Below are 13,041 nucleotides of genomic sequence, written 5' to 3' on the forward strand. Positions count from 1 at the left end.
GGGTTGAGCTGCCTGTGCCGCTCAACCCCCGGGGCGGAGGCGGATGTCGACTACGAGAGGGCGCTGATGATGCCGCCGGCGCTCAGCACGATGTAGATGCCGTTGGCGTCGAGGCCGACATCCTGCTGGTTGGTGTTGAGGGTGGCGTCCACTTCGCCGTCGTGGCCGAGGATCTGCGCGCGGTACCGCAGTTCGCCGGTCTTCGTGACCTTGGCCGTCCAGCCGCCCGCGAGCTTGAAGGTGCCAGGACCCTGGTGCCCGCCGCCCATCCAGGAGTGGACCTCGCCGCCGAGGGTGAGCACGACGAACATGTCGTTGGCGTCGAGCCCGGCATCGTGCCCGTCCGTGTCCAGCGTGGCCAGCACCGAACCGCGGCTGACGATCTTGAGCCGGTAGTGCTGGTCGCCCAGCCGGTAGATCTCGCCCTTGCTGCCGTCCGCCAGGGTCTGGGTGCGGGTCGGGGACGCCGCATTGCCCTTGCCGGCCTGCGTGTTGGTGTGGCTCCCGGCGGGCGCCTCGGTCCGCGTCATGGTCCGCGCGTCGGTCCGGGTGTCGCCCGCACCGGCCTTGGAGTCGCCCGCACCGGCCCGGGAGTCACCCGCTCCGGCCTTGGAACCGCTCGACGCACCGCCGTCGCCGGTGGAGTCGGAGGCGGCGACGGAGTCCTTCTTCTCCGGCCCTGCGGCGTCCTTGCCCCCGCTCTGGCAGGCGGTCAGCGAGAAGGCCGCGGCGGCGGCCACGGCCACCAGGCCGGCGGAACGGACGGTACGGCGAGCACGACGAGTGGTCATGATGAAGTCCCCCATGGACTGTCGGGATACGGGTGCCGCCGCCTGCTCCGGCAGGTCGACCGCCCGTATCTGCTGTTGCCTACACACCGTGAGACGGCGCCCCGGCAGGAGTTGTTCGCCAGGTTCTGTCCGCACTTGGTAACAAGGAATCCGGGCACCGACCGGCCGGGCATCCATGGCGGTCACCGGGGCGCAGGCGGGAATGACCACGGGGCCGAGTGCGGCGCCCTAATTATTCTCAAGGGTTGACTGAAAAGTTGACGACCTCGTACGGTGCCGATCGGCGCCGGGTGGGAGCCGCCCCCGTACGCGACCCGCCCACTCTGGAGGCCACCGTGGCAAGCCGTGATCCGCTGCACCCGAACATCCTGCTCGTCCTCAGCGACGACCAGGGCCACTGGGCTCTGGGCAGCGCGGGCAATGACGAGATCATCACCCCCCGCCTCGACGCGCTCGCCGCCGAAGGGACCCGTCTGGAGAACTTCTTCTGCACATCACCGGTCTGCTCTCCCGCGCGGGCCAGCCTGTTCACCGGGCAGATACCGTCCCGCCACGGGGTGCACGACTGGCTCTCCGGCGGTCACACCGGGCAGGACGGCACCGACTTCTTGTCCGGGCAGCGCCTGTTCACCGACGACCTGGCCGCAGCCGGATACAGCCTGGCGCTCTCCGGCAAGTGGCATCTCGGCGCGAACGACCGGCCCCGGACGGGATTCACCCACTGGTACTCCCACGAAAGCGGCGGCAGTCCCTACCACGGTGCGCCCATGTACCGGGACGGCGTACCGGCCCCGGCCGACGGCTACCTCACCGACCTGCTCGCGGACGACGCGTCGGCCCGGGTACGTGCCGAGGCCGGGGGCGACACCCCCTTCTACCTCTCCCTGCACTTCACCGCCCCGCACAAGCCCTGGAAGGGGCAGCACCCGCCGCACATCGAGGATCTGTACAAGGACTGCGCCTTCGACAGCTGCCCACAGGAGCCGCCGCATCCCTGGCAGCCGCTGGTCGACGGGGTGCCCGTCGGAGGCGAACCGGATGTACGGGCGGCGCTCGTCGGCTACTTCGCCTCTGTCACCGCCATGGACGCGGGCATCGGAAGGGTGCTCGACACACTGGCCGAAGAGGGACTGACGGAGAGCACCCTTGTCGTCTTCTCCAGCGACAACGGGTTCAACTGCGGCCACCACGGCATCTGGGGCAAGGGCAACGGAACCTTCCCGCAGAACATGTACGACAGTTCGGTCAAGGTCCCCGCGATCATCTCGCAGCCGGGGCGGATCCCCGCGGGCCAGGTGCGCCAGGAGCTGCTGTCGGCCTACGACTTCGCGGCGACGCTCATGGAGTGCGCGGGCCTGGACCCGGAACCGTACGAACAGGGACCCGGCAACTCCTTCGCGGGACTGCTCATCGGCGACGAAGCGCGGCGGTCCGCCCCGTCCCGGCCCGTGGTGGTCTACGACGAGTACGGGCCGGTCCGTATGATCCGCACCATGGACTGGAAGTACGTCCACCGTTACCCGCACGGCCCGCATGAGCTCTACGACCTGGCCGACGACCCGGGCGAGCGCGTCAACCTCGCCGATGACCCGGTCCACCGCGAACGCATCAGAACTCTGCGGCGGCGGCTGGACGCCTGGTTCCTGGAGCACGGAGAGCCCGAGCGGGACGGGAGCCGCCTGCCGGTGACCGGGGCGGGCCAGTCCGCACCCCTGGACGGCGACCCCACAGGGGCGTTCGACGCTCCGGAGTGGCCGCTGCGGTATCCGCAGAGCGGCCCTTCCTGAGACAGACCGCCTGGGCTGTGGAGGCACCTTGCACCCGGATGTTCTGTCGGTGCAAGGCGCCTTCGCCAGCCGCCAGCCGCCAGCCGCCAGCCGCCAGCCGTCAGTTGACGGTCAGGGCCCAGTGTCTCCCGGGTGTGAACAGAGACCGCCCCGGTAGCCACTGTCGTACCAGGCCCCCGTCGCATTCGAGTCCAGGACCGTCTTCCCCGGCCCCACACAGCGGTGGTAATCACCCGAGATGAACGTGCGTGTGACCTGGATCCAGACGTTCGTCCTGGAGTCACAGTGCTCATAGAACGGATGCTCTGTTCCCGGGTTGTTCCAGCCACAGGCCGTAGGCCGCTGCGGCGCTTGCGCCATGGCATCCGCCGGGGCTGCCGGGGAGAGCGCCAGCGCACCGGCGATCGTCAGCGCGGCGAGACCCAGCCGGCCGGCTTTCCGGAGTCGGGAGAGGGGGAAACGTCCTGACCGCATGGAGGTCCTTTCTTCGGGGACTGACGAGGATCTGACCGGCCCGCACGGGCCGCGGAGCCGACCCTCGCGCTCTTTCGCCATGCTGGTCGTCGGTGCTGGTCGAAGCTATTCCTCCAAAGAGTGAAGGCGGAGTGAGGCAGCACACTCGGCACGCGGCGTACGCCCCGCGCCCTTGATCACATGCCGTGGTGGAAGAACACAGGGAGAGCTGACCGCACACGCGACTGGCTGTAAGATGTGAAAACAGCCCTTGACCTGCAAATACGCAGGCAGGGAGCCTACTTTCAGGAGTGCGCCCATGTTCCGTACGATGTTCAAATCGAAGATCCACCGTGCCACGGTGACCCAGGCCGACCTGCACTATGTCGGGTCGGTCACCATCGACGCCGCACTGATGGAAGCCGCCGACCTGCTGCCGGGCGAGCTCGTGCACATCGTCGACATCGACAACGGGGCCCGCCTGGAGACCTATGTCATCGAGGGCGAGCGCGGCTCTGGCGTCATCGGTATCAACGGCGCCGCGGCCCACCTCGTACACCCCGGCGACCTGGTGATCCTCATCAGTTACGCCCAGATGGACGACGCCGAGGCGCGTACGCTTCGGCCGAGCGTCGTGCATGTCGACGCCGACAACAAGATCGTCGCCCTCGGCGCCGACGCGTCCGCGCCTGTGCCCGGCACCGATCAGGTGCGCCCCCCGCACGCCCGGCCGCTGCTCGCCGGAGCCTGACCGGCCCGTGGCGGAGGTGGTTCTCCGTACCCGCCGTACGAGCACCGCGGCGCCGCGCTCCCGGTCCGCCGCAGCGTCCACTTCCGGGCCCGCCTCCGGCCGCGGGCGGTGGCCCGTCCGGTTCGACCCGGCGCGCGTGGGCAGGCGGAGCGGGAGACATTGGTCAGGACATACAGCCGTACTGTGGGAGGTCCACCGTGACGCATCCTTATCCCGGCCCTATGCCGCCCAACCCGGGTGGTCCGGATCCTGTGCCGCCGACGCCGACCCCGCCGCCGGGCCCCGGTCCGGCACCGGTGCCGCCGCCGCTGCCCGATCCGCTGCCCGACCCCGTACCGCAGCCGCCGGGCCCCGAGCCGACACCGACACCAGGACCGGGACCCGGCCCTGACCCCACGCCTGAGCCGGAGCCGCAGCCCGGTCCGGTCTCACGTCGCTGACGGTGGGTGGGCGCCGCGGTCGGCCGCTCGGACCGCAGCGTCCGGCTTGAGAACACGAGCGCAGCCGACAGGCCCGGCAACCGGACGCCCTGGCGTGCGGCGGGGCCGGCCACCGCACGCCAGTCGTCCTGCACCGCCGCCGGGAACGCCGTTCTCCAGGAGTGCGCAGGGTCCGGAGCGTTCTCGGGGCGGGCGGTCGGTGCGGCGAGGGGGTCAGACGGTGGCCAGCAGCAGGTCCTCTCCGCTCGACGGGCGGAGACCGTCCGTACGGTCGGCGAAGTAGCGCTCGGCGAGCAAGGCTCCCGATACATGCCGCGCGTCTTCGAAGATGAAACGGGCGCGGGCAACGATGGCCGCCCGGAACCCGCTGGTGGCCTGCACGTCCATGTCCGGCCGGCTGCGCCAGTCGTCGCCGGGGGCTGCCAGCCGCAGGCCGATCTCGTCCTCGCTCCCGTACTCGGCTCTTGCCGATTACGAGAGGGCACCGGCGCGGCTCAGTGCACCGGCGTGGCTCAGCGGCCCGGCTGAGTGAGACCGGCCGGCGGGGGGCGCTCGCCGGCCAGGTCGATTCCCCAACTGCCGAGCAGGAGGGCGCGGCCGTCGTCCGTCAGGTTCAGGCCCCTGCGGTCACCGGGGCGCCGCACCACCCACCCGGCGTCGAGAAACCGCCTGCCGACGGCGGCGCCCAGGGCTCCGGCGAGATGAACGCGCCGTTCCGTCCAGTCCAGGCAGGTGCGGGTGGTGGCCCGGCGCGACCCGACGGCCTCATCGACGTCCACGCCGATCCGGCACAGGCCGTCCACCCCGGCGGGGGTGAGGGCGAGAGTGTCGCGGTCGGCCAGCCAGCCCAGCCCGCTCCAGGCGTCCGCCAGCGCGATGCCGAGCCGCCCGGCGAGGTGGTCGTAGCAGAAACGGGCCGTGGCGAGGTTCTTCATCTGGCGGCTTCGCCGATACCCCGTGACGGGTTCCGAGGCGGTGAGGACACCGAGCGCCTCCAGGGCGGACGCGACATCGGGGCCGGTGAGCGAGTAGTACCGGCACCGTCCGCGAGCCCGGCAGGTCACGAGACCGGCGTCGACGAGCACCGCCAGATGCTCCGAAGCCGTCGACGCGCTCACGCCGGCCTCCCGGGCGAGTTCCCCGGCCGGCCGTGTGGTGCCGTCCATGAGCAGGTTCAGGAACACCGAACGTGCCGGTGCGGCAAGCGCCCTGCCCATGCTGGTGAAGTCCCGCTCCCTGCTCATGGGGACGACTCTACGACCGTGACGTTTCGGCCGGTCCCGAAACGTCGCGCACCTACGGTTCGGTCATGGACACGCACACCTACCGCACCCAACTGCACTGGGACGGCTCCACCGCCGCCGGCATCCGCGCCTACACGCGCGACCACACCGCTTCGGCCGCGCCCGCGACGGCCCGGGTCGACCTGAGCGCGGATCCCGCGTTCCGCGGCGACGCCGGCCGGCTCAACCCCGAACAGCTGGTCGTCATGGCTGCCTCCTCCTGCCAGATGCTGTCCTTCCTCGGCGCGGCGGCCCGCGCCGGAGTGGATGTGCTCGCCTACGACGACGAGGCGACCAGCCATCTCGACGTCACCACCGGACCGGCCCGTCTGGCCGCGATCCAGCTGCACGCGACCGTGCGCACCGCGCCCGGCACCGATGAGGCCACCGTCCACCGGCTCGCCGACCAGGCCCACCGGGACTGCTACATCGCCAACAGCCTCGCCGTACCCGTCAGGGTCTCCACCCGTGTGGTGACGTCATGAACCGCCGTATGCAGGACCTGGAGGTCCACCTGCCCGACCGGCCCGGCGCCCTGGCCGCCCTGGGCCGGGCCCTCGGCGAACGCGGGGTGAGTCTGGAAGGGGGCGGTGTGACCACGTACGACGGGCAGGGTGTCGCGCACTACCTCGTCGACGACGGTCCCGCCGCCCTGGCCGCCGTCGAGGCCGCCGGATTCGGTCCGGGCGTCGTCCGCGACGTCCTGATGACCCGGCTCGACCAGGAGAGGCCGGGACAACTCGGCGCACTGGCCCGAGTGCTCGGCGACGCCGGGGTCAACGTCCTGACCCAGTACAGCGACCACGGCGGCAACCTGGTCCTGCTCGTGGCGGACGAGCAGGCCGCCGCCTGTCAGGACGCCATCAGCCGGTGGCGGCACGGTTGATCCGACCGGCCGGTCCGCCGACGCGGCGGTACGTGCCCACCCCGTGGACGGGTGCTCTCCATCAGCCCGGCGGCGGATCGGCGGTGGATCGGGCTTCAGCTCTCGACTTCGGTCCTGTCCCCGCCCCAGAGCGTGTGGAACGTGCCCTCGCGGTCGGTGCGGTGGTAGGTGTGGGCCCCGAAGTAGTCGCGCTGGCCCTGGGTGAGGGCCGCGGGGAGGCGTTCGGCGCGCAGCGAGTCGTAGTAGGCGAGGGCAGCGGAGAAGCCGGGGGTGGGCACGCCCTGGGTGACGGCGGTCGAGGTGACGGCACGCCAGTCGTCCTGCGCGGCGGCGATCTCGTCGGCGAAGCCCTTGTCCGCGAGAAGGCTCGGCAGCTGTGGCTGTGCTTCGTAGGCGCCGGTGATCCGGTCGAGGAAAGCGGCCCGGATGATGCAGCCGCCGCGCCAGATCGCGGCGATCCGGCCGAGGTCGATGCTCCAGTCGTACTGCTCGCTGCCCGCGGCGAGTTCGTGGAAACCCTGGGTGTAGGAGACGATCTTCGAGGCGTACAGGGCCTGTTCGACCTTGTCGGCGAAGGCCGCGGCCTCGTCATCGGCCAGCGGCCCGGCGGTGGGCCCCGCGAGGTGCCGGGATGCTTCGCGCAGGTCGGCATGGCCGGACACGGAGCGGGCGAAGACCGCCTCGGCGATACCGGAGACGGGCACGCCGAGGTCGAGAGCGGTCTGGACGGTCCAGCGGCCGGTGCCCTTCTGCTCCGCCTGGTCCAGCACGACGTCCACGAAGGGTTTGCCGGTCGCCGCGTCGACGTGCGAGAGCACCTCCGCGGTGATCTCGATGAGGTAGGAGTCGAGCCGCCCGGTGTTCCAGGCGCGGAAGACGTCCGCGATCCGCGCGGGGGAGTAGCCGGCCACGTCCCGCAGCAGCTGGTAGGCCTCGCCGATGAGCTGCATGTCGGCGTACTCGATGCCGTTGTGGACCATCTTCACGAAATGCCCGGCGCCGTCCGGACCGATATGCGTCACGCACGGTGATCCGTCCTTGGCCTTCGCGGAGATCTTCTCCAGCATCGGCCCGAGCGACTCGTACGACTCGGCGGAACCGCCCGGCATGATGCTCGGCCCGTGCAGGGCGCCCTCCTCACCGCCCGAGATCCCGGTGCCGACGAAGTGGATGCCCCGCTCGCGCAGTTCCCGCTCGCGGCGCCTGGTGTCCTCGAAGTGCGCGTTGCCGCCGTCGATGATGACGTCGCCCTCCTCCAGGAGCGGCGCGAACTCCTGGATCACGGCGTCGGTGGGGTCACCGGCCTTCACCATGACCACCAGCCTGCGGGGGCGCTCCAGGGCAGCGACGAACTCCTCGGGGCTCTCCGCGGGCACGAAGATGCCCTCTTCGCCGAACTCCTCCACCAGCTCGTGCGTCCTGGCCGCTGTGCGGTTGTGCAGCGCGACGGTGTATCCGTTGCGTGCGAAGTTACGGGCGAGATTGCGGCCCATCACCGCCAGTCCCGTGACGCCGATCTGGGCTGTTCCACTCATGGGTCGCTCCTCGGACTCGCTGGGGGTGCCGATTGCTGGGGGTGCCACGCCTGCGTATCGCGCGTGTCGCGCCTACCCGGACCGTACGTCCGGCGCCGCTGTCCTGCCGGGATCTGTGGGCCGGGCGGCCTACAGGGCACCATGACCGTTCCGGGGTACGGGTGCCCGACTCCGCCGGTCGTATCCCCGTTCGGCCCAGCCGGTGGGAGCGGGTAGGCCCCCAGGGGCCCCGGTGGTCCCGGAGCCCCTGGGGGCGTGGCACATTCAGCGGTGCGCCGGCCGTGCGGTTACGCGGCCCTGCGCCCCCGGCCGCGGGCGGAGCGGACGATGTCCGCGTACCGGTGACCGCTGCTCTTGACGGTGCGCCGCTGCGTCGCGTAGTCGACGTGGACCAGGCCGAAGCGCTTGTCGTACCCGTACGCCCACTCGAAGTTGTCCAGCAGCGACCAGGCGAAGTACCCCGCGAGCGGGACACCCTTGCGGGCGGCGCGGGCGCAGGCTGCCAGGTGCTCGTCGAGGTACTGGACGCGCTCCGGGTCGTCGACCGAGCCGTCCGCGCGGACCACGTCCGGGTAGGCGGAGCCGTTCTCGGTGACGTAGATCTTCCGCGCGCCGTACTCGTCGGCCAGCCGCAGCAGGATGTTCTCCAGTCCGTCCGCGTTGACCTCCCAGTCCATCGCCGTGTGGCGGGCGCCCGGCAGATAGACCTGTCTGGCGTGCGGCAGCGGACCCGTCGGGTCGTCCGTGACGACGTTGCGGAAGTAGTAGTTCACGCCCAGCCAGTCGAGCGGGGCGGCGATTGTGTCGAGGTCACCGGCCCGGACGGGGAGGTCGACACCGTACAGATCGACCATGTCCTGCGGATAGCCGCGGCCGTGGATCGGGTCCAGCCACCAGCGGTTGGTGTGGCCGTCGGCGCGGACGGCCGCCGCCCGGTCCTCCTCGCGCTCGGTGGCCGCCTCGCAGGGGCTGAGGTTGTTGACGATGCCGACACGGGCACCCGGGACGGCCGCCCGGATCGCCTGGGTGGCAAGACCGTGGCCCAGATGGAGGTGGTACGAGGTGCGGACGGCTGCGGTGATGTCCGTGAGGCCGGGCGCCATCCGGCCCTCCAGATGGCCGATCCACGACGAGCAGAGCGGCTCGTTCAGCGTCGTCCAGTCCTTCACCCGGTCACCCAGCCGCCGGGCCACCACACCCGCGTACTCCGCGAAGTGCTCGGCCGTCTCCCGGGCGGGCCAGCCGCCGCGGTCCTGGAGGGTCTGCGGCAGATCCCAGTGGTAGAGGGTCGGGAAGGGGGTGATCCCGGCTTCGAGCAGGCCGTCGACGAGCCGGTCGTAGAAGGCGAGGCCCTTCTCGTTGATCGGTCCGTCACCGCCCGGCACCACGCGCGGCCAGGCGACGGAGAACCGGTACGCGTCCACGCCGAGCTGCTTCATCAGCCCGATATCCTCGCGCCAGCGGTGGTAGTGGTCGCAGGCCGTGTCGCCGTGGTCAGCGTTGTCGATCTTCCCGGGAAGGTGCGAGAACGTGTCCCAGATGGAGGGCGAACGGCCGTCCTCGGCGACCGCTCCCTCGATCTGGTACGCGGCCGTGGCCACGCCCCAGGTGAAGTCCGGGGGAAGGGAGTTGTACTCGTTCACGGGCTGCCTTTCTGCTGCGCGGTGCCGCGCGGTGAGAGGTGAGGAGGGGCGAGTAAGGAGGAGTGCGGGGTCACTTCACCGCGCCGGCGGTGAGACCCGCGACGAGGTAGCGCTGGAGGAGCAGGAACCCGGCGACGACCGGCACGCTGACGACGAGCGAGGCGGCCATGATCTGGTTCCAGTACACGTCGTTCAGCGTCGAGTAGCCCTGGAGCCCCACGGCGAGCGTCCGCGTCGTGTCATTGGTCATGACCGATGCGAAGAGCACCTCGCCCCACGCGGTCATGAACGCGTACATGGTGACGGCGACGATGCCGGGGACGGCCGCGGGGACGACGATCCTGAAGAGCGCCCCGAACGGCCCGCAGCCGTCCACCATCGCCGCCTCGTCCAGGTCCTTCGGAATCGAGTCGAAGTACCCGATGAGCATCCAGATCGAGAACGGCAGCGAGAAGGTCAGATAGGTGAGGATCAGACCGCCGCGGGAGCCATAGAGGTTGACGCCGGTCGAGTTCCCGATGTTCACGAAGATCAGGAACAGCGGGAGCAGGAACAGGATGCCGGGGAACATCTGCGTGGAGAGCACCGTGACGGTGAAGACCCGCTTGCCGCGGAAGCGGTAGCGGCTCACGGCGTACGCGGCGAAGACCGCGACCACCACCGAGCAGACACTCGCCGTACCCGCCACGATCAGTGAGTTCATGAAGTACCGGGCGAGCGGGATGGTGCTCCAGATGTCGATGTACGGGCGGACGGTGAACCCGCTGGGAATCCAGGAGAACCGGCCCGACACATCGCCCAGCGGCTTGAGCGAGCTGCTGACCATGACGTACACGGGCACCAGCGTGAAGAGCGACACCAGGGTGAGCACCACGCGCCGGGTCCAGAGGAAGGACCGCGGCGGCGCGGTGGGGGAGCGGTGGGCGGTCGTCGGGCGCGGGGGAGCGGTGGCGCGCGGCGCGGTGCTGGTACTAGACATCGGTGCTCTTCCTCCCGCGCGACGTGAAGATCAGGTACACGGCCGTCACCAGCAGCAGGAAGAGCAGGAGCAGCACGGACATGGCCGAGCCGCTGCCGAAGTTCCAGGTGTCGAACGACGACTGGTAGATGTGGATGGAGACCAGGTCGGCGGCTTCCGGTGCGGACTTGCCGAACAGGACGTACGGAGTGTTGAAGTCGTTGAAGGTCCACAGGAAGAGCACCAGGACCAGGACCTGGTTGACCGAACGCAGCGACGGCAGGGTGATCCTGCGGATCTGCTGCCAGATCCCGGCACCGTCGATCGATGCCGCCTCGTACAGCTCGCGCGGGACGTTCTGGAGCGCCGCCATCACCATCAGGAAGGCGAACGGCCAGGACTTCCAGATGGCGACGATGACCAGCGCGTAGAAGCTGTTGTCGCCGATCAGCCAGAACGACGGCTTGTCGGTGAGGCCCAGCTGGTCGTGGAGTACGTGGTTCACCAGGCCGTTGTCCCGCTGGAACATGAACGCCCAGGTGATGATCGCGGCGTAGGCGGGCAGGGCGTACGGGATGAGGAAGACCGTGCGCAGCAGTCCGCGTCCGCGGAAGTCCTCCTGGAGCAGGATCGCCACCCCCGTACCGATCAGCCAGGAGAGGCCGACGGCCAGCACGGTGAACGCGCAGGTGACGGTGAAGGAGTGGAGGAGGGCCTTGCCGATCGGGGCGTCGAAGTCGACGGCGACGCTGTAGTTGTGCAGGCCCGTCCAGGGTGCCTGGCCCCAGTTGCGGATGAAGAACTGGGTGAGGCCGCGGAAGCTCATCACGATACCGATGGCCATCGGCACGATATGGATGAGCAGTTCGAGCACGAGCGCGGGAAGCAGCAGCAGATAGGGCAGGCCGCCGCGGCGGATCCGGTCGGGGACGCGCGGCAGACGGGACCGCGCGCCCCCGGACTTCAGTACGTCACCGCCGGCCGCCGGAGGCACCTGGGATGCGGTCTCCAGCAGGACGGGCGAGGCAGCGCCTCTCGTGACGGAGCGGCGGTCGGACGCCGGATGGGAGGTCATCGGATTCAGTGCCTCACTGGGTCATCTGCTGCTGCGCCTTGGTGAGCTTGTCCTTGACCGAGGCCGTGGTGATGGCCTTTCCGGCGGCGGCGTCGGCCCACAGCTCCTTGATGGCGGTCCCGACGGTCGTCTCGAACTGCGACTCCGACGCCACCTGCGGCAGCGGCGCCGCGCTCTTGGTCAGCGTGTCCTTGAGGACCTTCACACCGGGCACGTTGAAGGCCGGGTCCGACTGGGCGGCCGTGACGGGCGGCACCGCGCCGTAGGCCTTGTTGAGGATCTTCTGCTCGTCGTCGCTGGTCATGAACTTCACGAACTTCAGCGCGCCCTTGGTGTTCTTCGTGTTCTTGAAGACGGCCATGTTGATGCCCGCGACCATGGAGTTGACGTTCTTGCCCTGACCGGGGGTGCCGGACTCGACCGGCGCGGGCGCGGCCCCCCAGTCCTGCGGCTTCATCCCCTGGGAGGCGAAGGTGGTCGCGGCGGCCTGCCAGAGCACCATGGCGGTCTTGCCCTTGGAGAAGTCGCTGAGCGACTGGTTCTGGGCGTACTCCGCGTTGCCCGGCGCGATGATCTTGTCCTTGCCCATGAGGTCGACGTACTGCTTCACGGCTGCCACGGCGCTGGGAGAGGTGAAGGTCGGCTTGCCGGACGCGTCGAAGAAGTCGGCCCCGTGCTGCTTGGCGAGTACGAACGCCTGGTGGATGTTCTCGGAGAGGTTGCCGCCCTCGGCGCCGAGGCCCCACTTGCCGCTGGTGCCGTTCTTGGAGATCTTCCGGCCGTCCGCGACCAGCTCGTCCCAGGTGGCCGGGGGCTTGGTGATGCCCGCGTCGGCGAACATCTTCTTGTTGTAGTAGAGCGCGTACGAGAGGGAGTACAGCGGAACGGCCGCCGGGTCCTTGTCCGGTGCGCCGGCCGACCCGACCGCCGCATCGACGAACCGGTCGCGGCCGCCGATCGCGTCGAAGTTGGCCTTGTTCCAGGGCAGCAGAGCGCCGCTGGCCTGCAGCGAGGATGACCAGGTGTTGCCGATGTTGAGCACATCGGGGCCCTGGCCCGAGGTCGTCGCCGCGAGGATCCGCTTGAGCAGGTCGGCCCAGGGCACGACCTCCAGCTTGACCTTGATCCCGGTCTGCTTCTCGAACTTCTTCAGCTCGGGCGTGAGGATCTTCTGGTCGGCGGGGATGTTCGGCGCCTGGTTGGACGCCCAGTAGGTGAGCGTCTTGGGCGACGCGTTGCTGCCTCCGCCACTGGAATCACTGCCTCCACCGCACGCCGTGGCTCCGGCGAGCGTGGAGATGGTGACGGCGACTGCTGCTGCGGCTCTGATACTGCGCATGTCCGTTGGCCCCTTCCCGGGGAGGGCTGCGTTCAGGATTCGAACGGCCTTCACGACTTAATTCAGAGCGTGAGTTAAGTAGTGAGAGAAGGTCGCGTCA

Annotated in this window: 12 protein-coding genes and 1 pseudogene; 4 read left to right on the forward strand and 9 right to left on the reverse strand. The window is 69.8% G+C overall.

Annotated elements, in window-relative coordinates:
* Positions 1-50: 50 nt before the first annotated feature.
* Positions 51-791, reverse strand: coding sequence for a hypothetical protein (locus ACFXBC_RS11655; RefSeq protein WP_385021997.1), 741 nt, complete (start codon positions 789-791; stop codon positions 51-53).
* Positions 792-1,036: 245 nt separating this feature from the next.
* Between ACFXBC_RS11655 and ACFXBC_RS11660 the strand changes: the two genes are divergently transcribed.
* Positions 1,037-2,578: a sulfatase-like hydrolase/transferase gene (locus ACFXBC_RS11660; protein ID WP_385022000.1), complete on the forward strand. Its 1,542-nt coding sequence runs from the start codon at positions 1,037-1,039 to the stop codon at positions 2,576-2,578.
* 111 nt (positions 2,579-2,689) lie between these two features.
* Here ACFXBC_RS11660 and ACFXBC_RS11665 read toward each other — a convergent pair whose 3' ends face one another.
* Positions 2,690-3,133, reverse strand: coding sequence for a DUF6355 family natural product biosynthesis protein (locus ACFXBC_RS11665; RefSeq protein WP_385022003.1), 444 nt, complete (start codon positions 3,131-3,133; stop codon positions 2,690-2,692).
* A gap of 217 nt (positions 3,134-3,350) precedes the next feature.
* On the opposite strand from ACFXBC_RS11665, the gene panD reads away from it, so the two are divergent.
* The gene (panD, locus tag ACFXBC_RS11670) at positions 3,351-3,782 is read left to right on the forward strand and encodes an aspartate 1-decarboxylase (protein ID WP_385022006.1); all 432 of its coding nucleotides are present in this window, start codon (positions 3,351-3,353) and stop codon (positions 3,780-3,782) included.
* Positions 3,783-4,549: 767 nt separating this feature from the next.
* On the opposite strand, the pseudogene ACFXBC_RS11675 reads toward panD, so the two are convergent.
* A pseudogene (locus tag ACFXBC_RS11675) lies at positions 4,550-4,669 on the reverse strand (SAM-dependent methyltransferase); the annotation flags it as partial.
* Positions 4,670-4,734: 65 nt separating this feature from the next.
* On the reverse strand, positions 4,735-5,466 hold the full coding sequence (locus ACFXBC_RS11680; protein WP_385022009.1) for an ArsR/SmtB family transcription factor: 732 nt from the start codon (positions 5,464-5,466) through the stop codon (positions 4,735-4,737).
* Positions 5,467-5,531: 65 nt separating this feature from the next.
* Between ACFXBC_RS11680 and ACFXBC_RS11685 the strand changes: the two genes are divergently transcribed.
* Together ACFXBC_RS11685 and ACFXBC_RS11690 are read left to right on the forward strand one after the other, a co-directional pair.
* The gene (locus ACFXBC_RS11685) at positions 5,532-5,990 is read left to right on the forward strand and encodes an OsmC family protein (RefSeq protein WP_385022012.1); all 459 of its coding nucleotides are present in this window, start codon (positions 5,532-5,534) and stop codon (positions 5,988-5,990) included.
* Positions 5,987-6,391, forward strand: coding sequence for an ACT domain-containing protein (locus ACFXBC_RS11690; RefSeq protein ID WP_385022015.1), 405 nt, complete (start codon positions 5,987-5,989; stop codon positions 6,389-6,391). The genes ACFXBC_RS11685 and ACFXBC_RS11690 overlap by 4 nt, the downstream gene beginning before the upstream one ends.
* Before the next feature lie 95 nt (positions 6,392-6,486).
* Here the strand turns inward: ACFXBC_RS11690 and gndA are convergent, their stop codons facing one another.
* The 5 genes from gndA to ACFXBC_RS11715 form a co-directional block, all read right to left on the reverse strand.
* On the reverse strand, positions 6,487-7,926 hold the full coding sequence (gene gndA, locus ACFXBC_RS11695; protein WP_385022018.1) for an NADP-dependent phosphogluconate dehydrogenase: 1,440 nt from the start codon (positions 7,924-7,926) through the stop codon (positions 6,487-6,489).
* A gap of 287 nt (positions 7,927-8,213) precedes the next feature.
* A complete protein-coding gene (locus ACFXBC_RS11700) occupies positions 8,214-9,569 on the reverse strand; it encodes a GH1 family beta-glucosidase (protein WP_385022021.1) in 1,356 nt (451 codons plus the stop codon).
* A gap of 70 nt (positions 9,570-9,639) precedes the next feature.
* Positions 9,640-10,548: a carbohydrate ABC transporter permease gene (locus tag ACFXBC_RS11705; RefSeq protein ID WP_385022024.1), complete on the reverse strand. Its 909-nt coding sequence runs from the start codon at positions 10,546-10,548 to the stop codon at positions 9,640-9,642.
* Complete coding sequence (locus tag ACFXBC_RS11710) at positions 10,541-11,602, reverse strand: carbohydrate ABC transporter permease (RefSeq protein ID WP_385022027.1); 1,062 nt, start codon at positions 11,600-11,602, stop codon at positions 10,541-10,543. The genes ACFXBC_RS11705 and ACFXBC_RS11710 overlap by 8 nt, the downstream gene beginning before the upstream one ends.
* Positions 11,603-11,615: 13 nt before the next feature.
* On the reverse strand, positions 11,616-12,941 hold the full coding sequence (locus ACFXBC_RS11715) for an ABC transporter substrate-binding protein (RefSeq protein WP_385022030.1): 1,326 nt from the start codon (positions 12,939-12,941) through the stop codon (positions 11,616-11,618).
* Between the last annotated feature and the right edge of the window lie 100 nt (positions 12,942-13,041).

Source organism: Streptomyces sp. NPDC059398 (genome assembly GCF_042751845.1).
Classification (GTDB): Bacteria; Actinomycetota; Actinomycetes; order Streptomycetales; family Streptomycetaceae; genus Streptomyces.